The 22,668-nt window shown below is 61.5% G+C and carries 19 protein-coding genes; 11 read left to right on the top strand and 8 right to left on the bottom strand.

Translation table 11 applies throughout. The features are described 5' to 3' along the window. The first annotated feature begins 61 nt into the window (after positions 1-61). A complete protein-coding gene (locus ACW55A_RS08580) occupies positions 62-1,000 on the top strand; it encodes an iron-sulfur-binding ferredoxin reductase (RefSeq protein WP_498810895.1) in 939 nt (312 codons plus the stop codon). Between the two features lie 147 nt (positions 1,001-1,147). Here the strand turns inward: ACW55A_RS08580 and pyk are convergent, their stop codons facing one another. Then, complete coding sequence (gene pyk / locus ACW55A_RS08575; RefSeq protein WP_498810896.1) at positions 1,148-2,599, bottom strand: pyruvate kinase; 1,452 nt, start codon at positions 2,597-2,599, stop codon at positions 1,148-1,150. A 176-nt stretch (positions 2,600-2,775) separates the two neighbouring features. Here pyk and ACW55A_RS08570 point away from each other — a divergent pair, with 176 nt between their 5' ends. Both ACW55A_RS08570 and ACW55A_RS08565 read left to right on the top strand, forming a co-directional pair. Continuing rightward, the gene (locus tag ACW55A_RS08570) at positions 2,776-3,171 is read left to right on the top strand and encodes a tetratricopeptide repeat protein (RefSeq protein WP_003363891.1); all 396 of its coding nucleotides are present in this window, start codon (positions 2,776-2,778) and stop codon (positions 3,169-3,171) included. A 203-nt stretch (positions 3,172-3,374) separates the two neighbouring features. Further along, on the top strand, positions 3,375-3,734 hold the full coding sequence (locus tag ACW55A_RS08565) for a PilZ domain-containing protein (protein WP_003363889.1): 360 nt from the start codon (positions 3,375-3,377) through the stop codon (positions 3,732-3,734). 28 nt (positions 3,735-3,762) lie between these two features. On the opposite strand, the gene ACW55A_RS08560 is transcribed toward ACW55A_RS08565, so the two are convergent. The 3 genes from ACW55A_RS08560 to ACW55A_RS08550 all read right to left on the bottom strand — a co-directional run bounded on the left by ACW55A_RS08560 (position 3,763) and on the right by ACW55A_RS08550 (position 7,240). Continuing rightward, positions 3,763-5,106 carry a DUF58 domain-containing protein gene (locus tag ACW55A_RS08560; protein WP_455808455.1) on the bottom strand — a complete coding sequence of 448 codons (1,344 nt, stop codon included), beginning with the start codon at positions 5,104-5,106 and terminating at the stop codon, positions 3,763-3,765. After that, the gene (locus ACW55A_RS08555) at positions 5,103-6,161 is read right to left on the bottom strand and encodes an AAA family ATPase (protein WP_248685412.1); all 1,059 of its coding nucleotides are present in this window, start codon (positions 6,159-6,161) and stop codon (positions 5,103-5,105) included. Before ACW55A_RS08555 ends, ACW55A_RS08560 begins: the two co-directional genes overlap by 4 nt. A 185-nt stretch (positions 6,162-6,346) precedes the next feature. Beyond that, positions 6,347-7,240 (bottom strand): LysR family transcriptional regulator, encoded by an 894-nt coding sequence (locus ACW55A_RS08550; protein WP_003363886.1) that lies wholly within the window; start codon positions 7,238-7,240, stop codon positions 6,347-6,349. A gap of 283 nt (positions 7,241-7,523) precedes the next feature. On the opposite strand from ACW55A_RS08550, the gene speB reads away from it, so the two are divergent. The 8 genes from speB to ACW55A_RS08510 all read left to right on the top strand — a co-directional run bounded on the left by speB (position 7,524) and on the right by ACW55A_RS08510 (position 17,969). Next, the gene (speB, locus tag ACW55A_RS08545; RefSeq protein ID WP_240880284.1) at positions 7,524-8,483 is read left to right on the top strand and encodes an agmatinase; all 960 of its coding nucleotides are present in this window, start codon (positions 7,524-7,526) and stop codon (positions 8,481-8,483) included. A 368-nt stretch (positions 8,484-8,851) separates the two neighbouring features. After that, positions 8,852-10,354 carry a purine-cytosine permease family protein gene (locus ACW55A_RS08540; RefSeq protein ID WP_498810897.1) on the top strand — a complete coding sequence of 501 codons (1,503 nt, stop codon included), beginning with the start codon at positions 8,852-8,854 and terminating at the stop codon, positions 10,352-10,354. 42 nt (positions 10,355-10,396) lie between these two features. Next, positions 10,397-11,257, top strand: a complete 861-nt coding sequence (locus tag ACW55A_RS08535; protein ID WP_455808457.1) for a sugar phosphate isomerase/epimerase family protein — start codon at positions 10,397-10,399, stop codon at positions 11,255-11,257. Continuing rightward, positions 11,254-12,288: an isopenicillin N synthase family dioxygenase gene (locus ACW55A_RS08530; RefSeq protein ID WP_054082073.1), complete on the top strand. Its 1,035-nt coding sequence runs from the start codon at positions 11,254-11,256 to the stop codon at positions 12,286-12,288. Before ACW55A_RS08535 ends, ACW55A_RS08530 begins: the two co-directional genes overlap by 4 nt. Before the next feature lie 35 nt (positions 12,289-12,323). Next, positions 12,324-13,118 (top strand): transporter substrate-binding domain-containing protein, encoded by a 795-nt coding sequence (locus ACW55A_RS08525; protein WP_096106761.1) that lies wholly within the window; start codon positions 12,324-12,326, stop codon positions 13,116-13,118. Positions 13,119-13,294: 176 nt separating this feature from the next. Beyond that, positions 13,295-14,812 carry an amino acid ABC transporter permease/ATP-binding protein gene (locus ACW55A_RS08520; protein ID WP_122265440.1) on the top strand — a complete coding sequence of 506 codons (1,518 nt, stop codon included), beginning with the start codon at positions 13,295-13,297 and terminating at the stop codon, positions 14,810-14,812. Further along, entirely contained in the window at positions 14,809-16,410 is a 1,602-nt protein-coding gene (locus ACW55A_RS08515) for a 5-guanidino-2-oxopentanoate decarboxylase (protein ID WP_455808458.1), read from the top strand. Before ACW55A_RS08520 ends, ACW55A_RS08515 begins: the two co-directional genes overlap by 4 nt. Positions 16,411-16,541: 131 nt before the next feature. Next, positions 16,542-17,969 (top strand): aldehyde dehydrogenase family protein, encoded by a 1,428-nt coding sequence (locus ACW55A_RS08510; RefSeq protein ID WP_096127807.1) that lies wholly within the window; start codon positions 16,542-16,544, stop codon positions 17,967-17,969. Positions 17,970-18,123: 154 nt separating this feature from the next. Here the strand turns inward: ACW55A_RS08510 and ACW55A_RS08505 are convergent, their stop codons facing one another. Genes ACW55A_RS08505 through ACW55A_RS08490 form a run of 4 tightly spaced genes read right to left on the bottom strand, consistent with a single transcriptional unit; the run spans position 18,124 to position 22,616 of the window. Further along, complete coding sequence (locus tag ACW55A_RS08505) at positions 18,124-19,341, bottom strand: DUF4350 domain-containing protein (protein WP_455808459.1); 1,218 nt, start codon at positions 19,339-19,341, stop codon at positions 18,124-18,126. Then, entirely contained in the window at positions 19,338-20,927 is a 1,590-nt protein-coding gene (locus tag ACW55A_RS08500; RefSeq protein WP_455808460.1) for a DUF4129 domain-containing protein, read from the bottom strand. Before ACW55A_RS08500 ends, ACW55A_RS08505 begins: the two co-directional genes overlap by 4 nt. Then, positions 20,914-21,894: a stage II sporulation protein M gene (locus ACW55A_RS08495; RefSeq protein ID WP_498810898.1), complete on the bottom strand. Its 981-nt coding sequence runs from the start codon at positions 21,892-21,894 to the stop codon at positions 20,914-20,916. The genes ACW55A_RS08500 and ACW55A_RS08495 overlap by 14 nt, the downstream gene beginning before the upstream one ends. Next, the gene (locus ACW55A_RS08490) at positions 21,891-22,616 is read right to left on the bottom strand and encodes an RDD family protein (RefSeq protein ID WP_044308898.1); all 726 of its coding nucleotides are present in this window, start codon (positions 22,614-22,616) and stop codon (positions 21,891-21,893) included. The genes ACW55A_RS08495 and ACW55A_RS08490 overlap by 4 nt, the downstream gene beginning before the upstream one ends. Between the last annotated feature and the right edge of the window lie 52 nt (positions 22,617-22,668).

The raw sequence follows: 22,668 nt of genomic DNA, 5'->3' as shown, positions 1-22,668 counted from the left end.
TATAACCCGCCCGACAGGCCAGTCTGTACAATCGCCGTTATTTTCTGCACAGGCCGTTTTGATGCCTCAATTGCATGTGGGTGAGCTTAGCTGGTCGGTGGCGTCGGCCAGCAATCTGCTCGACGCCCTGAACCATGCCGGTATTCCGGTCCCTTATAGTTGCCGTGCCGGCAGTTGCCACGCGTGTCTGGTGCGCGTCGTAAAGGGCGAGCCTGAAGACGCGTTGCCCGACGCGCTGCCTGCTGAAAAGCGCCAGCAGGGTTGGCGGCTCGCCTGTCAGTGCCGAGTGGCAGGAGATCTGGCTGTCGAGGTGTTTGACCCGCAGCGCGATGGCCTTCCTGCCACAGTAGCAGGCTGCGACTGGCTCTCTGCGTCGGTGCTGCGCCTGCGTCTGGAGCCTGCGCGACCACTGCGCTATAGCGCCGGGCAGCATCAGGTGTTGTGGACTGATAGCGGTGTTGCGCGACCATACTCGCTGGCGAGCCTTCCCGGTGAGGATGCGTTTCTGGAGTTTCATATCGACTGCCTGCAGCCCGGGGCCTTCCGTGACGTTGCCCGCCAGTTGCAGGTGGGTGACGCCCTGAGGCTCGGCGAGTTGCGTGGCGGGGCGCTGCGTTACGACCCGGACTGGCAGGAAAAACCCGTATTGCTGTTGGCCGCCGGCACCGGGCTTGGCCCTTTATGGGGTGTGTTGCGCGAGGCGCTGCGCCAGGACCATCAGGGCGCCATACGTGTGATTCATCTGGCCCGCGACAGCCAGGAGCATTATCTGGCCGATGAACTGCACGCCCTGGCTGAACGTTATCCCCAGCTGCATGTTCAGCTGGTTACTCCGCAGACGCTACAAACAACCCTGGCTGAACTGCGCCTGTTGTCGCGGCACGCAATGGCGCTGGTGTGCGGCAGTGCTGACAGCGTCGAGATGTTTGCCAAACGGCTGTATCTGGCCGGGCTGCCGCGTAATCAGTTGCTGGCGGATGTGTTTGTGGCGCGCGAATAAATAAAAGGCACGTTGGTTAAAGCTCTCGTTCCGTATGCTCCCACGCCCTACGGGCAGAAGCCTGAAAGCCCAACTTCCCGGGCTGACACAATGCAAAAAGGCCCCGGCTCTTGCGAGACGGGGCCTTTGGCTTGCAGTGTGCTGCGATCAGACCAACGGGTCGCCGACGTGCAGAATCTTCATGCCGTTGGTGCCGCCGATGGTGTGGTAGCTGTCGCCCTTGGTGAGGATGACCCAGTCACCTTGCTCGACCAGACCACGCTTGAGCAGTTCATCGACTGCGGCCTGGCTGACCTGACCTGGCGGCAGGGCTGCCGGGTCGAATGGCACGGTGTAGACGCCACGGAACATCGCTGCACGCGCCTGAGTGCCACGGTGCGGCGAGAACGCGTAGATCGGCACCGAAGAGCGGATGCGCGACATGATCAGCGGGGTATAGCCGCTTTCGGTCAGTGCGATGATCGCCTTTACACCCGGGAAGTGGTTGGCGGTGTACATGGCCGCCAGCGCGATGCTTTCATCACAACGGGTGAAGGAGTGACCGATACGGTGGCTGGAAGTCTTGCCGGCCGGGTGCTTTTCAGCGCCGATGCAGATACGGGCCATGGCCTGAACCGCTTCGATCGGATAGGAGCCTGCAGCACTTTCGGCCGACAGCATCACGGCGTCGGTGTAGTCGAGCACGGCGTTGGCCACGTCGGACACTTCGGCACGCGTCGGCATCGGGCTTGAGATCATCGACTCCATCATCTGCGTGGCGACGATCACCGCCTTGTTGTGGCGACGAGCGTGCAGGATGATGCGTTTCTGTACGCCGACCAGTTCGGCATCACCGATTTCAACGCCCAGGTCACCACGAGCGACCATGACCGCATCACTGGCGCGGATCAGCTCATCGAGCACTTCGTCGTTGGCAACGGCTTCGGCACGTTCGATCTTGGCCACCAGCCAGGCCGTACCACCGGATTCGTCGCGCAGCTGGCGAGCGTATTCCATGTCGGCGGCATCGCGCGGGAAGGAAACGGCCAGGTAATCCAGGTCCATCTCGGCAGCGAGCTTGATGTCCTGCTTGTCTTTTTCGGTCAGTGCCGGCGCCGTCAGGCCACCGCCACGACGGTTGATGCCCTTGTGATCGGACAGCGGGCCACCGATCAGCACGGTGCAGTGCAGTTCGTCGGCGGTCTGGGTGTCGACGCGCATGACCACGCGACCATCGTCGAGCAGCAACTCGTCGCCTACGCCGCAATCCTTGACCAGATCCGGGTAGTCGATACCCACGATCTGCTGATTGCCACTGGTCAGCGGATGAGCGGTAGAGAAGGTGAACTTGTCACGGACCTTCAGCTCTATTCGCTTGTCGGTGAACTTTGCAATACGGATCTTCGGACCCTGCAGGTCGCCCAGCAGAGCGACGAAGCGCCCGTGTCTGGCGGCGATTTCGCGGATCAGCCTGGCGCGAGCCTTGTGCTCGTCCGGAGTACCGTGAGAGAAGTTCAGACGAGCAACGTCGAGACCCGAAAGGATCAGTTGTTCGATGACTTCCGGCGAATTGCTGGCAGGGCCAAGTGTGGCGACGATTTTGGTGCGGCGAACGGTCATGCACAAACTCCTTAATTGAAGCGCAGCGAGAGGCTACTCCTGTCTGGGTCTTTAGTCATTGTTCCTTTGCACTACCGTGTCAGGGTCAGGGAGGGCAATCGGCTGACAACCGGCGCTCTATTGGCCTGAAGAAACAGGCCATGACGCCGATACAGGGCAGAGAACAGGAGAGTCCCATGCGTATTGTAACGATTGTTGTATTACTGACTGCGCTCAGCGGTTGCACCCGCTGGGCGATGAATTCCAACCTTGATCACGCCTACCGTGCCTATCAGGAAGGTGATTGTGATCGGGTGATGCTCGATCTCTCCAAGGTCGAACGCCAGAGCCGCTCACGCCGTTATGTCCAGCCGGAAGTGTCGATGTTGCGCGGCCAGTGCCTGGAACGGCAGAAATTGTACGTCGATGCAGCGCAGACTTATCAATTTCTGATGGCCCAGTATCCAGAGAGCGAATACGCCTTCCGTGCACGCGCCAGACTCGACACGCTGGCACAAACGGGTCTTTATCCCAAGGCTCAGCCGGCCAGAACCATACCTGTACCTGTTCGAAACGCTCCTGTATCGAAATAATTACCCTCGTTTGAATGGAAGGCGTTGTGTTCGGGTGGCTTTCGAATAATTCTGAGCTAGGCTGAGGTCACACATTGGACGAGCTGCAGGGCACCGGGTCGAGGCTGTTTCCTGGATCGCTTCTGTAGTGCAGCGCAGTTGAAGTCCGCAACGAATACACGGTGTTGCCTGGGCGCAACACCCGACTCGGAAGGCAGCCTGCCATGTATAAAGAGCGGAAAATCGAACGCCATCAACTGCAGGATTATCTGCAGGTTTTCAATCGCCATACTGGCAAGCTGATGGGCTGTCTGGGGAATGTGTCCGGTGAGGGGCTGATGCTTATCAGCAGCCTGCCGATCCTGGTGGGCGCCAGGTTCGATCTGTGTCTGAAATTGCCGAATGGCAATGTCGGACAGCCCATCGACGTGAGCGCCACGTGCCTCTGGTGTCATGAAGATGAGACACCTGGCAGTTATGACTCCGGTTTTGAATTGTGCCAAGTCTCGACAGAGTATCTGGAGTTCGTGCAGCTGTTGCGACAGTACTTCTGTTTTTACCCTTCCTATGAAGCCTCTGCCTGAGGCTGCTGCCTGACGGGCAGGACGTCGTTCATAACGCCCCTGCCTTTTTCCAGCTCATGTAACGGTTGACCAGCTGTGGCCCCAGTTCTCCTGGTCGCGCATCCATGATCACGATGCCTTGCGCACTCAAACGGTCGTGCAGCGAAGTACGGGCGTTGAGAAAGTCGATTGTCCCGCAATAACTCAGCGCTTCATCGTACGTGTGTACCGGTGACTGACGCAGGCCGTCGAGCACTTCTTCGCGCAGACTGGCGATCAGTACCCGATGCTGTTTGCCAAGCTGTCTTGCGGCGGCCAGCAGCTCCTCATCGTCTTCATCGCGCAAGTTGGTCATCAACACCACCAGTGAGCGTCTCTTATGACGAACCATCAGCTGGCGCACAGCGGCGCTGTAGTCAGCGGGGCGCCGGGTGGTCTGCAGGTCATAGACCGAGTTGAGCACGCGATTCAACTGCCCGGGCCCCTTCACCGGAGCTAGATAACGATCCTGCTCGCCGGCAAAGGTCGCAATGCCGACAGAATCACCCTGACGCAGCGCGACATAACTCAATAGCAGGCAGGCGTTGAGCGCATGATCGAAGTGAGACAGTTCGCCGTCCTGACTGCGCATTCGGCGTCCGCAATCCAGCATGAAAACGATCTGCTGATCCCGCTCGTCCTGATACTCCCGTGCAATGGGCGCTCGCTGGCGGGCGGTAGCTTTCCAGTCGATCTGGCGCAGGCTGTCGCCCTCGCGAAACTCACGCAACTGGTTGAACTCCATGCCCAGCCCGCGACGTTGCAGCTGGCGCACACCCAGTTGGCTCAGCCAGTTATCCACCGCCACCAATTGCCCGCCGCAGAAGCGGGCGAAATCCGGATAGACCCGCGTGGTGCCGGGCACTGCCAGGTAGCGTCGTACTGTCCACAGGCGCCAAGGCCCCGGCAGGCTGATTTCGCACCGTTCAAACGTGAAATGACCCCGGCTTGAGGGGCGCAGGCGATAGCCGATGCTGCCTTTTCCGCGTGCGGCCAGGGTGAGGGACTGAGGCAGGTTTTCGTGTTCCAGCCCGTGCGGCACATGATCGAATAGCCGCACAGTAACGGGTCGGCCACCGTCGTGTTGCACGTCGAGTCGGGCTTCGTTCCAGCGGTCCAGCGCCAGACTGCCCGCCAGCTCGCGCTGCACGCGTGGCGAGGGGCTTCTGAGCAGCCAGATCGCATCCAGCAGGCTCACGGCAACGAGGGCCAGCAATGCTCCCCAGTAAAGGTCATCGATTTTTGCCGGATACTCGATGCTCAGCCCACGAAGCGTGCCGAGCAGCAAGGCCACGCCCATCAGTCCGCCGAGCCAGCGCAGCAGCGTTATCGACGGTTTGAGGACCTGTGTCACAGGCGCGGGGCCGAGACCTGATCGAGGATCTGCCTGAGCACCTGATCCACCGACAGCCCTTCGATGTCCAGCTCCGGCGACAGCCTGACCCGGTGTCGCAGCACCGCCAGTGCACAGCCCTTGATGTCGTCCGGGGTCACGAACTCGCCGCCACGCAATACGGCTCGGGCCCGCCCGCCACGCACCAGCGCAATCGAAGCGCGGGGGCCAGCGCCCTGACTCAGACCCGGCCAGGTGCGCGTGCTGCGTGCCAGCCGCACGGCGTAGTCCAGCACCTGCTCATCAATCGGCAGCTCGCTGGCAATACGTTGCAACGCCTGAACCTCGCGGGCCTGCATGATGACCCTGAGCGGTCGCACGTCCAGCATGTCAGCCCGGGACGAGCGGGTGACCTGGCGCACCATGTTCAGCTCTTCCTGCGCATCAGGATAATCCATGCGCAGTTTGAGCATGAAACGATCCAGTTCAGCTTCAGGCAATGGATACGTGCCTTCCTGCTCGATGGGGTTCTGGGTCGCCAGCACCATGAACGGCTGCGGGATCGGCAGGGCGCGCCCTTCAAGGGTGACTTGCCGCTCCTGCATCGCTTCGAGCAATGCGGCCTGGGTCTTGGCCGGTGCCCTGTTGATTTCGTCGGCCAGCAGCAGGTTGGTGAACAGCGGCCCCTTGCGCAGCTTGAACTGCTCGGTCTGCATGTCGTACACCGCATGGCCGGTGACATCGCTGGGCATCAGGTCCGGCGTAAACTGGATGCGGGCGAATTCGCAGCCGATACAACTGGCCAGCGCCCGAACCAGCAGCGTCTTGCCAAGCCCCGGAACACCTTCCAGCAGTACATGTCCGCCGCCGATCAGCGCGGTCAACACGTCGTCGATAACCGCATTTTGTCCGATCACGGCCTTTTGCAGCTCGTTGCGCAACGCCTGGGCCAGCTGGCTGGCGCGTTGACGCTGTTGCAACTGGGTGCTTGCCGCAACGGTCGGGCTGACAGGCTCGATGCAGGGCTCGATAAATGGCTCGGTGCTTACCGATGGGTCGGGCGTTTGCTCGCTCATGCGTTCCGGCGTCCTGTTGACGGTTGCCTGTGTTTATCGTCGGTAAATCAGGCGCTAAGCTGATTTGGCTTTTTTCAAGTTTCTCAGTGTGCTGAAAAGAGGGGGGAGCGGTCTACCACTCCGTGTGAAATTGCACTTGTACCCGGGTTATCTCCGAGCGCGACGATTGCCTCCGCTGCGCATTGTCACCCCGCCTCGAACCAGCCTTTGAGCCGATCACGAAAGCTCTGTATCAACGGTTCCCTCGATCTGCCCCTACGCAACGCCAGAGAAAACGGTGCCTGATAGCCGAACGTCGTCGGCAGCAACACCTTCAAGCGTTTCTGATCCGCCCAGAATTGCGCGTAATGCTCGGGCAGGTAGCCGATATACGCCCCCGACAGCACCAGAATCAGCTGGGCCTCCATCGACTCCACCGTAGCGGCGCTATGTTTGAACCCATGCCGCGCCAGTTCTGCCTGGCTCCAGTAGCCGCGTCCGACCATACGCTGCCGGGTGATCACTTCTGCCGGAATGCGGCGCTGGTCGAACAGTTCATGGCGATCGCTGCAATACAGCCAGTGTTGTTCGCGATAGAGAGCCTGATACATCAGGCCGCTCATACGAACCGAGAAGGCACCGATGGCCAGGTCCAGGCGATTTTCCTGTACGCCCAGTTGCAACTGCGCCGGGCTGAGAACACTCAGGTGCAAGTGCACGGCAGGGTGCTCCTTGCTGTAGGCACCGATAACGTCCGCGAGCGGCAGGGCCGGGTCGCTGACAGTGGAGTCGAGAACGCCGAGGTTGAGGGTGCCGCGCAGTTCACCCTTGAGGGCAGCGCTGTAGCGTTCGAAGCCCTCCAGTTCAGCGAGCAGCCGCAGGGTTTCCTGGTGGAACAATTCGCCTTTGCTGGTCAGACTGAATCCACCGCGGCCCCGATGGCAGAGAACCAGACCAAGCTGGCTTTCGAGTTGGCTCATGTAGGTGCTGATTGCAGACGTGGAGAGGTTGAGCTCCTGCTGCGCGGCGGCGAAGCCCTGATGGCGCACAACGCTGGCGAAGATGCGCAGCAATTTGATGTCAGGCAGGACAGAGGACATTGGCGTCTCCGATGGCAGGCGCAGCGTGGCTCGGGTATTTCCGGTTCAGGCCGGCTGGCGTGTACCGCTATGTTCAGGCAGTGGGTATGTAACGTTCTTGCCGTGGGCTGAGCCCCTTCACGCAGGTGCAAAGCCGGCGGGAGTGTGGAGAGGATCAGGGGCAGAGTGTATCCATAGATAGTTTAGAAATCTCTGAACTGATTTTTTGTCTGCAGCGATTCTTCCGGCTGCCAGGCGTCACCAGAATGACCTCACATTAATGACAACACGGTGAGGCACTCCTGTGGACACGACTTTCCACCAGCCCCTGAGCGGCAACGAGATGCCTCGTTTTGGCGGTATCGCCACCATGCTGCGTTTGCCGCATGTGCAGAGCGCTGAAGAGCTCGACCGGCTGAACGCCGCGTTTGTCGGCATTCCGCTGGACATCGGCACCTCGCTACGTTCCGGCACTCGTTTCGGGCCACGGCAGATCCGCGCCGAGTCGGTGATGATTCGTCCTTACAACATGGCCACGGGGGCCGCGCCGTTCGATTCGCTGAACGTGGCAGACATCGGTGACGTGCCGATCAATACCTTCAACCTGCTGGATGCAGTACGCATTATCGAGCAGGAGTACGACCGGATTCTGGGGCACGACATCGTGCCGCTGACGCTGGGCGGCGATCACACGCTGACGCTGCCGATCCTGCGCGCCATTCACAAGAAGCATGGCAAGGTCGGGCTGGTGCATATCGATGCGCATGCCGACGTCAACGATCACATGTTCGGCGAAAAGATCGCCCACGGCACCACATTCCGCCGTGCGCAGGAAGAGGGCCTGCTGGACAGCAACCGTGTTGTGCAGATCGGTCTGCGTGCGCAGGGTTATACCGCTGAGGATTTCAACTGGAGCCGTAAACAGGGCTTCCGCGTCGTGCAGGCCGAAGAGTGCTGGCACAAGTCATTGACCCCGCTGATGGCAGAAGTGCGCGAGAAGGTCGGCGGCGGTCCTGTGTATCTGTCGTTCGACATTGACGGTATCGACCCGGCCTGGGCGCCAGGCACCGGGACACCGGAGGTCGGCGGGCTGACCACGATTCAGGCGCTGGAAATCATTCGCGGTTGTCAGGGGCTGGACTTGATTGGTTGCGATCTGGTCGAGGTGTCGCCGCCGTACGACACCACCGGCAACACCTCGCTGCTGGGTGCCAATCTGCTCTACGAGATGCTCTGTGTGCTGCCTGGTGTGATACGCCGGTGATTCGCGAAGCCGGGTTGATCCGTACGGCTGAGGAACGTCGTTGCAGGCGTGCGAGACGATTGTGTTCGGCTACGACAGCGGGCAATGGCTGGCCTGGCGCGCACGCTTGTCGGTGGTGACATCGGTTTAAGGATGGTTTGTTCGCAACAATAACAATGAGCACGACACACGTTTCATTCGCGGGAGCGAATGTGGTTCGCGAACCGGTGGGCAAGACTCACGCACCGGTGTAGTCGCGTGCTGACGTTGGAAGTGTGCCGGAAGTCGATTGAATGGAAACCCCCCCGTCCGTGGTTAACGGGCGGCTATAAAGGGTCAGCGTGCCTGCGCTGGCCTTACAACAACCGTGACAGGCGCTGGAGCAACACATGAGCCATTCGACGCGTATCGAAACCTTTGGTGTGGAACAGATACCCGACACCCAACGCGATGCTTCCCCTATCGATCTGTTTCGTCTGATCTTCGGCGGTGCCAATACCTTTGCCACGGCGGTGCTGGGCAGTTTTCCGGTGTTATTCGGGCTGTCGTTCCAGGCCGGCGTCTGGGCGATCGTTCTGGGCGTGACAATGGGCGCGTTGATCCTCGCGCCGATGGGCCTGTTCGGTGCGATCAATGGCACCAACAACGCGGTATCTTCCGGCGCGCATTTCGGTGTGCACGGGCGCATCATCGGTTCGTTTCTGTCACTGCTGACCGCAGTGGCCTTCTTTTCCCTTTCGGTCTGGAGCTCTGGCGATGCGCTGGTCGGCGGCGCTCAGCGGCTGGTCGGCCTGCCGGAAAACAATACCAGCCTGGGGCTGGCCTACGGGCTGTTCGCAGTGCTGGTGCTGATCGTATGCATCTTCGGCTTTCGCTTCATGCTGTGGATCAACAAGGTCGCGGTCTGGGCATCCAGCCTGCTGTTTCTGTCGGGCATCCTGGCCTTTGCAGGGCCGTTCGATCCGGGCTATGCCGGCAGCGTCAATCTGCTGCAACCGGGCTTCTGGGCGGCCTTCACCGGGTCGGCCTTGCTGGCGATGAGCAACCCTGTTTCGTTCGGCGCCTTTCTCGGCGACTGGTCGCGCTACATCCCGCGCGACACCTCCAGATCGCACATCATGCTGGCAGTGCTCGCGGCTCAAGCCTGCACGCTGATCCCTTTTCTGTTTGGCCTGTGCACCGCGACGCTGGTCGCGACTCATGCGCCGCAGTACATCGAGTCCAACAACTATGTCGGTGGCTTACTGGCGATTTCACCCGGCTGGTTCTTTTTACCGGTGTGCCTGATTGCGGTGATCGGAGGGCTGTCTACCGGCACCACGGCGTTGTATGGCACCGGACTGGACATGTCGAGCATGTTCCCGCGTCTACTCAACCGAGCCGCAGCCACGCTGTTGATCGGTGTGGCGGCGATTGCCTTTATCTTCATAGGTCGCTTCACCTTTAATCTGGTGCAGAGCGTGTCGACCTTCGCAGTGCTGATCATTACCTGCACCAGCCCATGGATGGTGGTGATGATCCTCGGCCTGATCAGTCGTCGCGGTTTTTACCACGCCGATGACTTGCAGGTGTTCACCCGTGGCCAGCGTGGCGGGCGTTACTGGTTTCACCACGGCTGGAACTGGCGCGGGCTGGGCGCGTGGATTCCGAGTGCGGCGGTGGGCCTGTGCTTTGTCAATCTGCCTGGCCAGTTTGTCGGGCCGCTGGGCGAGTTGGCCGCAGGCATCGACATCAGTCTGCCGATCACTCTGGGCCTGGCGGCGCTGCTGTACCTGACCTTGCTGCGCTCGTTTCCGGAGCCAGTTTCAGTGTATGGCCCCAAGGGCGCGCACCCGATGCTGGGGCGCAAGGCCATCAGCAGCGCCACCCCGTCAGCCACCGCCCATTCGTGATCCGCGCTGTGCCACTGCGGGCACAGGCGGCGAGGTTTGCCCATGAAACTGGAACTCTTTCGTACACTGTGGGGCTATCGCGGCACTTGGCAGCAGGCGCTGCTTGAGGCGCGTGAAGCGGGCTTCGAGGGCTTCGAGGCGCGCATCCCCGAGCAGACAGCCGAGCGTGCAGCGTTCGCGGCGTTCCTGCGGGATAACTGTGTGCCGTACATCGCCACTCTATTCACCTCCAGCCAAGTGCTGCCGGTGCAGGCGGCGACGCCTGCCGAGCATCTGGTGGATTTCGCCGGCAAGCTGCAACAGGCTGCCGAACTGGCGCCGCGGTTTGTCAATGTGCTGGCCGGCAACGACCGCTGGCCGCTGGCTCAGCAAGTGGATTTCTTTGGCGAAGCGCTGGAAATCGCCCGGCGCAGTGGCCTGACCTGCAGCTTCGAGACGCACCGCGCGCGCTCACTGTTCAACCCATGGCTGACCCTGCAATTGATCGAGCAGGTGCCGGATCTGCGTTTCACCAGTGATATCAGCCATTGGGTGGTGACCTGTGAGCGCTTGCTCGATGACCCTGCCGACGATCTCAGCGCTTTCGTCGAGCGTGTGCACCACATTCAGGCCCGGGTCGGTTATGACCAAGGGCCGCAAGTGCCGCACCCGGGCGCGCCGGAATACGCCGCCGCGCTGGCATTCCATCAGCAGCACTGGGCAGCGATCTGGCGCTCGCAGCGCGCCCGTGGCTTTGCCGGCACCACGCTGACGCCGGAGTTCGGGCCTGATGGCTACCTGCATCATTTACCGTTCACCAATGTGCCAGTAGCCGATCTGTGGGGCCTTAACGCCTGGATGGGCCGTACCGAGCGTGAACACTTTTCTGCGCTTTTCAACCGTCCGGGGAGCCTGCTGCCATGAGTCAACCTTCTGCTTTCACCCACGTTCCGCTGGTCGATATCCACGGCCTGTTCAGCGAACGTCTGGACGATCGCCAGGCAGTGGCCAAGGCTCTCGGCGAAGCGGCCCGGCGTGTGGGCTTTGTGTATATCACCGGTCACGGTATCGCGCCTGAACTGATCGAGAATCTGCACCGCGCTGCCGAGCAGTATTTCGCCCAGCCGCTGGACGCCAAGATGCGACATTACATCGGCGCTTCGCAGAGCCACAAAGGCTTCGTTCCCGAGGGCGAGGAAGTGTACGGGACTGGCAAGCCGGACCATAAAGAGGCGTTCGACATCGGCTTTGAAGTGCCCGCCGACAACCCATTGGTACTCGCCGGCACACCGCTGCTGGGGCCAAACGACTGGCCGGCCTTGCCGGGCTTTCGGGCGGCGGTGCAGGCCTACTATCAGGCGGTATTCGCTCTGGGGCATCAGTTGTTCCGCGGTTTTGCTCTGGCGCTTGACCTGGACGAGCATGCCTTCGATGACATGGCCCGCTTTCCACCTTCCAAGCTGCGCCTGATCCACTACCCGTTCGATGGCGATGCCCAGGACGCGCCAGGCATTGGCGCGCACACTGACTATGAGTGTTTCACCATTCTTCAGGCCGATCAGCCGGGTCTGGAGGTCATGAACGAGCGGGGTGAGTGGATCGATGCACCGCCGGTGGAAGGGGCCTTTGTGGTCAATATCGGCGACATGCTGGAGGTAATGACCGCGGGTGCATTTGTCGCCACGGCGCACCGCGTGCGCAAGATTCAGCGAGAGCGTTATTCGTTCCCGCTTTTCTATGCCTGCGACTACCACACCCTGATCAAACCCCTGCCGCAGTTCGCGGACGGCGAGCAGAACTACGCGCCTGTCGCCATTGGCGAGCACATGTGGGCTCAGGCTTTGCAGACCTACCAATACCTTCGCCAGCGTGTTGCCGATGGGCAGCTTGCCCTGCCTCAGCACGCCAGAAAGCCTTCAAGCTTCGGGCACCTGAAAAACCAGAGCGTGACTTAGTGATCTGCCTTTTCCCTCAATCTGGAATGACGACTATGCCAAACACCACGTTTTCGCGCTTCGCCACATGTCTGTTGGGCCTGGCCCTGTTTGCCGGCAGCGTTCAGGCTGCGCCCACCGCCACACCCGGTACGCTGAAAGTCGGCATGGAGATTTCCTATCCACCGTTCGAGTCCTACGAGGGTGACAAGGTGGTGGGTTTTGACCCCGAGGTGGCGAACGAGCTGGCCAGGCAACTGGGCGGTATGAAGGTCGAGTTCGTCGACACACGCTTTCCGAACCTGATCCTGGGCCTTAACGCCAACCGCTTCGACACCATCATTTCCGGCATGTACATCACTGATGAGCGGACCCGGCAGGCCGAGGCGATTCCATATGCGCAGGTGGGCGCAGCCATCATGGTACGCAGCGACAGCGCCGCGAAACCCCAGCAGCCTGAAGACTTGTGCGGCCTGAAGGTCGGTTTGCAGCAAGGCACCAACTGGATCAATCAGCTCAAGGCCGTGTCAGCCGATTACTGCGTCCGGCAGAACAAGGGCGAAATCGCGATCAGTGAGTTTCCGACCACGGCAGAGGCGTCGCAGGCACTGATCTCCGGCAATATTCAGGCACATCTGGAGATCTCGGCGGCGGCGAAAATGATCGTCGACAAGGCCCGTGGCCGCATCGTGATCAGTTCTGAAAAGTCCCTCTACCCGCAGACGCTGGGCATCTATGTGAAGAAGGGCAACGGCGAACTGATTGAAAAACTGCGCGATGTGGTCGAACGCTACAAGCAGAGCGATGCGTACCGTGAGCTGCTGAGCAAGTACAACCTGGAACCGGCGTAAGTCACGGCTGCCCGCACACTTCACAGCCAGCGGCTTTTTGTCACGCGCGCGCATCGCGCAGCCGGCAAAGAGCTGCTTGCGCGAATGCGGTGCCTGCTTAACGGCCAGAGACGGTCCTGCGGCGACAGCGGTTCGCCGCTCGGCCTTCGCCATCCATCTGCTGCACCGAGGTCATCATGGCATTCGAATGGGCCTATTTTTTCTCGCTGTTCTCCGTACAGGCTTTCTGGAAAGCCTGCCTGACGGTGGTTCAGCTCAGCGTCCTGTCCTGGACGGCAGGTCTGGCACTGGGTTTCCTGCTGGCCAGCGCCAGGCTGTCGACACATGCGTGGTTGCGCGTGCCGGCCAGCCTGTACATCTGGCTGTTTCGTAGCATCCCGTTGCTGGTGCTGCTGGTGTTCGTTTACAACCTGCCGCAACTGTTTCCGGCCTCAAGCAGTGTCTTGTCGCAGCCGTTTTATTCCGGGCTGATCGCCCTGGTACTGACCGAAACGGCGTACATGGCCGAGATTCACAGAGGCGGGCTGTTGTCAGTGCTCAAGGGCCAGCGTGAAGCCGCCAGAGCGCTGGGCATTCGCGGTCTGGGCGCGCAGCGTCTGGTGGTCATTCCGCAGGCGATTCGTATATCGCTGCCAACGCTGACCAACGAATACGTGACCATCGTCAAACTGACGTCGCTGGTGTCGGTGATCTCGCTCAACGAGTTGCTGCTGGTTGGCCAGCGCCTTTACGCACAAAACTTTCTGGTGCTGGAAACCCTGGCGGCAGTAGCGATGTACTACGTGCTGATCGTCACGCTGTTTGGCTGGCTGTTGCAATGGGCCGAGCGTCATCTGGACTTGTCGCGCAAAAACGCACGGACCCTGGAGGATGCGCAGACCGATGCCCTGCGCCAACCCGCAGGGTCTGGCAAGCCACGTTGCGTGCCGGTTCCGGGACAACCCGATGCCCTGCTGCTGCGCGGTATCCACAAGCGCTATGGCAACCACGAAGTACTCAAGGGCATCGACCTGCTGGTCAGGCCCGGTGAAGTCATTTCGATCATTGGTCCGTCCGGCTCCGGCAAGACTTCGTTGATCCGCACGATCAACAATCTGGAAAGCATCGATCAGGGCGAGATTGTCCTGTTCGGCAATGACTTCATTCGCGCAGGAGAACGCGCCGACTCTCCGGTGATCCGGCAGGGCATCCGGCGCATCGGTATGGTGTTCCAGAACTTCAACCTGTTCCCGCACCGTACCATTCTCGACAACGTCATTCTCGCGCCGCGTTATCACGGCCTGGCCAGCACCGCTCAATTGCGTCGCAAGGGCCATGCGCTGCTGGATCGTGTCGGGTTGCTGGCGCATGCCGACAAATACCCGCATCAATTGTCGGGCGGCCAGCAGCAGCGTGTGGCGATTGCCCGTGCGCTGGCGATGGAACCGGACATCATGCTCTTCGACGAACCGACTTCGGCGCTGGACCCGGAGTTGGTCGGCGACGTGCTCAACGTCATTCAGGATCTGGCTGCCGAGGGCATGACCATGCTGATCGTCACTCATGAGATGGATTTCGCGCTGTCGATTTCCGATCGCATCGTGTTCATGGAGAACGGCCATGTGGTCACTGATGCCTCGCCCGCGACTATCCGCCAGGACGGCGATCCGCGCGTGCGACGCTTTATCGGCCTGGAACAGGAGCGCGCAGCATGACCACCTGTGGAGAGTTTCTGGTCAGACAACTGAGCGCCTGGGGCGTCGACACGGTATTCGGCATTCCCGGCGTGCATACGGTTGAGCTGTATCGCGGCTTGCCGGGCAGTGGCATTCGACATATCACGCCGCGCCACGAACAAGGCGCGGGCTTCATGGCCGACGGTTATGCACGGGTCAGCGGCAAGCCCGGGGTGTGCTTTATCATTACTGGCCCGGGCATGACCAATATCCTCACGGCAATGGGCCAGGCGTATGCGGACTCGATCCCGATGCTGGTGATTTCCAGCGTCAACGAACGTCATCGGCTGGGTCTGGGCAATGGCTATCTGCACGAGTTGCCGAACCAGCGCGCGATGGTCGCCGGGGTCAGTGCCTTCAGCCACACGCTGATGAGCGTCGAGGAACTGCCTGCGGTTCTGGCACGGGCCTTTGCCGTCTTCGACAGCCAGCGTCCACGGCCTGTACACATCGAGCTGCCGCTGGACATTATCGTCGCCAGCGCCGCGCACATGACACTGCAGCCGCGCCAGATCATCGATCGACCCGCGCCGGACCCTACAGCCATTGCCCGGGCCGCTGCACGGTTGCGCTCGGCCCGGCGTCCGCTGTTGCTGCTCGGCGGTGGCTGTGTCGCAGCGATGGAGCAAGTGCGCGAGCTGGCGGCCCGGCTGGATGCACCGACGGCCCTGACCATCAACGCCAAAGGCCTGCTGCCGGCCGGGCACCCGTTGCTGCTGGGCAGCAACCAGTCGCTGATGCCGGTTCGGCAATTGGCGCTGGACGCCGATGTGGTGCTGGCGATTGGCACCGAGCTGGGCGAGACCGATTACGATGTGGTGTTCGACGGCAATTTCAGGATTGGCGGCGAGTTGATTCGCATCGATATCGATGCCGGGCAGTTGACCCGCAACCATCCTCCGAGTCTGGCGATCCTCAGCGATGCCACTGCGGCAATAAGTGCCTTGCTTGCCGAGTTGCCAGTGCGTGCGGTCAATAAAGCCAGCCCGGGTGCCCAACGAACCGCGGCGGCGCAGGAGCAACTGGCCGAAGGCTTCAGTGCCTGGGCGCATTACCGAAAACTGTTCGAGTGCGTGCTTGAAGTGCTGCCCGAGGCGCGTTTTGTCGGTGATTCGACGCAGACGGTGTACAGCGGCAATCACCTGGTGGAGCTGGACAGCCCACGTCGCTGGTTCAATGCCTCTACCGGTTACGGCACCCTGGGCTACGGCTTGCCTGCGGCCATCGGGGCCAGACTGGCCGAGCCCTCGCGCGCGGTGATCAGCCTGATGGGCGACGGCGGCATTCAGTTCACCCTGCCGGAACTTGCCAGCGCCGTGGAGGCGCGGGTCGGCATTATTGTGTTGTTGTGGAATAACCAGGGCTACGGCGAGATCAAGCGCTACATGGAGCGCCGCGACATCACGCCGCTGGGCGTGGACATCCATACGCCGGACTTTCTGACCATCGCCCGAGGGTTCGGCTGTGTGGCTGAACGTGCTCGCGATTACCAGCACCTGCAGGCGCTGCTGCGTGAAGCGCCGGATGACCGGCCGCTGATTATCGAAATCGAAGAGGCGCCGCCGTTTGCGCCTTGAGCCGCCGCGCGTCGTCACCGCCGCCGCTGCGAGCCAATCCGCTTCAGCCGCAAATCGGTGGCGTCTGCCTGGCGGATAAAGCCTGCCCGGTGCAATTGCGTCCTGCATGGAATTCTTGATGGAGCTCTGCCATGAACACCCCGCATTACATCAACGGTCGTTGGCTGGAAGGCCAGGGCGCCGACGTTCTGATCGTCCACGAGCCCGCTCTGGGCCAGCCCTTCGCCGAAGTGATCAGCGCCAGCAGCGCGCAGGTCGATCAGGCTGTCGCCGCTGCCCGCGCTGCGCTTCCCGTCTGGAAAAATACGCCTGCTGCCGAACGTGCCTCATTGCTGCGCGGCTTTGCTGATCACCTCGCGCAGCGCCGCGAAGCCTTGATTGCGCTGCTGATGCGCAATAACGGCAAGCCTCGTCATGAAGCCGAAGTCGATCTGGATGACGCCGTGGCAACGTTCAGTTACTTCGCCCACCTGATCGAGGCTCAGCCCACCCATCGCGAGGTTGAACTGGCCGCCTCCGGCTTTACTTCGCGTACCCGCCTGGAGCCGGTGGGCGTAGTGGGTCTGATCGTGCCGTGGAATTTTCCGCTGGTCACCAGTGCCTGGAAACTCGCTCCGGCGTTGGCTGCCGGTTGCACTGTGGTGCTCAAGCCCTCGGAGGTCACGCCCCTGATCGAGCAGGTTTACGGCGAAATTGCCGACGCGCTCGGCTTGCCCGCCGGAGTGCTGAATATCGTCAGCGGCAGGGCTGATACCGGCGCAGCGTTGAGCAACCATCCAGGTCTGGACAAGCTGTCGTTCACCGGCAGCAACGGTGTGGGCCGCCAGGTCATGCACAGCGCAGCGGCGTATTGTCGGCCGGTGACGCTGGAGCTGGGCGGTAAATCCGCGATTATCGTATTCGACGATTGCGACCCGGATCAGGCGGTGGAATGGATCGTCGCAGGCATCTGCTGGAACGCCGGGCAAATGTGCTCGGCCACCTCGCGGCTGTTGGTTCAGGAGGGCATCGCCGAGGCATTGATTCCTCGTTTGCAGAAGGCATTCGAAGCGCTGCGGGTCGGTAATCCGCTGACTGAAGACGTCGACATGGGACCACTGAGCAGTGAGGCGCAGTGGCACAAGGTCCGTGAGTATTTCACTGTTGCCCGGGAGGAGGGTATGCAGTGTCTGACCGGTGGAACAGCACTGGCACGTGATGGTTGGTTCGTCAGCCCGACGTTGTACCGCGACGTGCCTGTCAGCAGTCGCCTGTGGAGTGAAGAAATCTTTGGTCCGGTGCTGTGCCTCCGCTGTTTCAGCACTGAACAGGAAGCTGTCGACCTGGCCAATGACAGCTGCTTTGGGCTGGTTGCGACGGTTGCCAGTGCTGATATCGAGCGCGCCGAACGGGTGGCCGATGCGCTGGAAGTAGGGCATGTGTGGATCAACTCGATCCAGGCGGTATTTGTCGAAACGTCGTGGGGCGGCAACAAGGGCAGCGGTATCGGGCGTGAGCTCGGGCCTTGGGGACTAGCGGCCTATCAGGCGGTGAAGCATGTGACCCGGTGCCTGGGGTAGGTCTCTTTCTGCCTGGAAAGAGCCTCCCTTTATTCGTTATACGCTGCTGGACGTGGTTTATCGGACAGGGCTCACTGGAATGATCCCTATTCGGCCTGGCATTCACACACCGGGTGATTGATGTACAGAAAAACGGCCCTCTGCGGGTGCCGGGTTACAAGGCATTCCTGAGCGTTTGCAGGTGGGCTACCTGGCGGGTGAATTCGCTGTGTGACAGGCGTTGCGGCGGGCGAGGGCGCAGTGCGTCGCTGATGGCGCTGGTGGGCTGACGGGTCAGGCGTGCAAGCACTTGCCACTGTTCGGCAACGACCAGCCGCTCGAAACCGGGATGCAGTTGGCGGGCGCGACGCAGGATGTCCTGTTGCAGGCGTTTGATCAGCGCCTGCTGCCCGGTGTGTTTGCGCAGGAACTCGGCGCTGGCGCGCAGGTGCTCGGTCAGTTGGCGGCGTGCAAGTGGCGCGGGCCTGCGCAACGGGCCCTCGCGCAGACCGATGTGCCAGAGACCCAGGCCGATCAGCAGTGCCAGCGTCAGCAGCGCCTGAGGATAGTTGCGCAGCAACAGGCTCAGCAGGTTGTCGTGTTCGGTTTGCAGCACCAGGGTCACTTGGCTGTCCTGCGTCAGATACCAGAGCAGCCAGGCATTGTCATAGTGGCCGATCGAGCGGGTTTTCCACAGGTTGGCGTCCGTGACGACGGTGATCAGCCCGTTGCCCCGGCTTATTTGCAGCAGGTGTGTGGCATCGGCGCTGTTGGCCCAGGATTGAGCGTTATCTTCCGGGTCTTCGAGGTGAAACGCCGGATCGAAACTCATGTAGGCCGGGGCGCTCTCGTTTTCCAGGTACAGGCGGGTCAGCTCCGGCCAGGGCATTTTCTTGCGTTTGGGGGCGGGCGTCATCAGCGGGATGGGCAGTGGCGGCTGAGCGTCGGTCAACTGCTGTTCCTTGGCATTGATGTCTTTGGTGAGGTACTGATGAATCTGCAGACTGTCCAGCAGCAGATCGCCGCTGCGGCCTTTTTGTTCGTCCCAAAGTTGTTCGGCGACGAACAGCAGGTGCCCGCCTGCCTCGGCCCAGTTCAGCAGCTTTTGGGTTTGCGCCGGGGTCATGTCTTCCCGGTCATCGAGCAGCAGCAGGGTCTGGGTGCTCTGAGTCGGGTCGGGAAGTTGAGCCAGCGTGTCGATGGTATTGACCGTGATGGAGCGGCCACGCAGAAAATGTTCGGCCGCCAGCCAGGGATTGGCCTTCGCCTGTGGCGAGGGGCCCTGATCGACCGTTTTCTCGTAGCGCTCGAGCTGAGTGCTCAGAAACAGCGCGCCGCCTGCCAGCAGCAACAGGGCCAGCAGCCCGATCAGCAGGCCGGTGCGGCGGTTCATGGCTGCGCTGCCTGGCTGAACAGACGACGCCAGCCATCGCAGAGTTCCTGCCGGGCATGGGCCGGTGGCAGGCGATGTCCATAGGCGAGGTTCTGCCAGTGCAGGGTCAGCGTGTGGCTGAACTCACTCAGCCGCGGCTGGTTGAGCGCGGCGATACGTTCCAGCACCTGACTTTCGGTATCGGCATTTTTTAATGGCAATCGATAGTCGCTCAGCAAGCGGCTGAGCAGGGCGCGATACAACAGACCCAGCGCTTCGCGAGGCTGGCTGTTCCAGAGCTGTTCGGCCCGGCCGGCAACATCGTCGGGCAGGCTTTCGGCACTGACTTGCAGGCCGAAAAGTTGCTCCGGCGCCGGGCGGGTGGTTTTTACCTTGCTGACCTCTCGGCCTGCGAAGGTCCTGAACCAGTCCCGATAACGGAAGATCACCAGCCCCACAAGCACGATGACCGCGGCCCACAGCAGCACTTCAATCAGGCTGGCCAGGGCGCTCGCTGCGCGCAGAAGCCGATTGAGCCAAGTCATCAGCCAGCTCTGGTCGCGCGCGTCCCGAGCCGCAGACTGGCCTTTCTGTTTTTCAGGAAAGCGCCAGCCGGTTTCAGTCTTTGGATTACGGAAGGGCGGTTGTTGCAGAACGTTCTGGATCTGGCTGCGTGCCGCCTCGCTGGTCAGGGACTGGCGGGTCAGGCGCGGTGTGTCGGGCGCGGCCATGGACGGGGCAGGGTCCGTCTGAGCGGTTTCCGGCAATGGGCAGCTGTAGCTGGGTTGATCGGCCCAAGCCGGTGCTGGCGCTGCAGAAAGTACCAGCCCGACGCCCATCAACACCGCATAGGCCGTGCCGATCAGGCGCTGCCGCAGGCGCCGGAAGATCAGCTCTATATCCCAGGCTTCAAGAACCGTGCGGCGATTCAAATACAGGGTGAAGCCGCAGGCGACATACACAGGCTCCCAGATGACCAGCGCCAGGGCATAGAAAAGGTTAGTCAGGTGGTCGATCCACAGCCACTGGTTTTCAACGTCGAGCAGACTCATCCAGTGCCAGTCGATCTGGATCTGCTGCGGTATCAGGGCGTAGAGCAGGATCAGCAGGCCTATCCACAGTGCGTATTCCAGGTGTGCGCCAACGATGGTGAGCAGCTGTGCGGCACGCAGGTCTTTCTGGCTGAGCAGGCTGATGCGCAGGGCGCGCTCGGTACCTGCCAGATGCTCCAGTTGCTGCACCGGCAGTTGGAAACTGCGACTCAGGGAAAGACGTCGCCACAGGAGGCTGGGCAGCAGTTGCTCCTTCAGGGTCGCCGGCCATGCCTTGAGGGCTTGTCGCAGTGTCGGCGTGGCACCGAACAGTGACTGCGAAAGGATCAGCAGCGGCAACCGTTCGAACGCAGGTTTGAGCCACCAGAACAGCAGGATGGCGGCCGTGGGGTAATCCCAGAGCAACGCACTGAGGATGCCGAAAAAGGGCAGGGTGACGATTGCCCAACTGCTCATCAGCACGCGGCTGTGCCGCCCGGCGAGCAGCACGCCCAGGTCGATGGCTTCCCAGGGCAAGCGCGGGCGTATGGCAACGGTCGACTCAGTCAGGCGCATGAGGTGTACGTCCTGCCAGAGTCAGATACGCGGCCACCATCACCCACAGGACGGTACCTGTCACGTACTTGAGAAGTGGTCCGGGCCAGGTCATCGATGACCAGTATGCCTCGATGAAGGCTGCGATCAGCAGAAACAGGATTACCCCGCCGACCAGTTGCATACTGGCCCGCGCGGCGATGCGCAGCGCGGCACTGCGCGTCAGCCTTCCGGGGGCCAGCAAGGCCCAGCCCAGCTTGAGACCCGCCGCCCCGGCGAGGGCGATGGCCGTCAGCTCGAAGGCGCCGTGACCAATGACGAAGGGCCAGAAGGTCTGTCCGTATCCGATGTATGTCAGGTGCCCGGCGATTGCGCCGGTCATCAACCCGTTAAAGAGCAGGAAGAACAGGCTGCCCAGTCCGAACAGCAAACCGCTGGCATAGGTCTGGAAGGCGATACCGATGTTGTTCATGATGTAGTAGCCGAACATCATCCAGTCCGTATCGGAACCCCGCTCGACGGGCTGTCCGACCCGGCTGGCAGACGGGTCATACATGCTCTGCATGTCTGCCAGTTGTTCGGGGCTGACGACGCTGTAGATCAGTTGTGGAAAACCATACACCAGCAACGCCATGCCGATCAGGCTGCCGAACAGCAGGAGGCTGGCAACCAGTACAAAGCGCCACTCGGCCCGCACGCGTCGCGGAAAGCCGCTCAGAACGAAGCTCAGCAGTCGTACCCCGGCAGTGCTGCGGTGACGGTAGAGTTGCTGGTGACCGCGCATGGCCAATTGGTGCAGGGGGTCGACCAGATGGCTGCTGTAGCCGCGCTCCTGGGCCAGCGCCAGATGGTGGCAGAGGCGTCGATAATCGCCGGGAAAGCTCTCGCCGTCGCTGACATCGCCCTTGCCCTGTTCAAGGGCCGTCAGGCGCTGCTCAAAGCGTTGCCACTCCTGCTGATGGCGGGTTTCAAACAGGCTCTGCTTCATGTCGGCCCCAGCAGGTTGCGGGCGATGCCGTTGACATGAGCGACCGCCGTGTCGGCGGGGATACGCAAGGGTTCGGCAAGGATGGCCGCCAGTTCCTGGGTTCGTGCGCTGGACAGTTCACCCTGCCGCTCCGCCAGACCGAGCACCGCCCGCTGTTCATCCAGATGCAGGGCAAAGGGCACCATGACCGGTTCGGCCTGCGGCAGGGTAGGGCGCGCCACCGGCCGGTCGCTGTAAATCACCAGCGTTCCGGCGGCGAGATCACCCAGCCGTTTGAATAGCGGATGGTTCAGACAAGTGATCGCCCCCAGCCCGTAGCCCAGCGGGAGCATGTCGACGAAGCGCAGCAGATTGCGGATCAGCGACGAAGACCAGTCTATGGGCGTGCCGTCGTCATGCACCACCCGCAGCCCGAGCAGGCGCTTTCCGGGTGTGCGTCCCTGGTTGAGCACTTCAAACAGCACCATGTACCACCAGTTCAGCAGAAAAAACACCAAAGCGGCCAGACCCATGCCGAGCTTGTCGAACAGTTGCAGAAGCACAAAGAACACGCCGATGAGGGCTGCGCGAATAGCAAAGTCGATGCCGAACGCCAGTGCGCGGGAAACCAGCCCGGCAGGGCGCAGAAGCATGTCGATGCCTTCTGGCGTCTCGATTTCAATGCGCGTGTCCAATGGCGTGGGCAGCGCTGCATTCCTTGGCGAAGCGGGACGGGATGACATTGTCGGAAGGACGCGCCTGAAAACGAAAACTGATGCTAGCTACCGCCGCGGA

The sequence above is a fragment of the Plantibacter cousiniae (nom. nud.) genome, from assembly GCF_977070315.1.
Note: the sequence above shows the minus strand (reverse complement) of the source record. Positions and strands in the feature narration are given on the sequence as shown.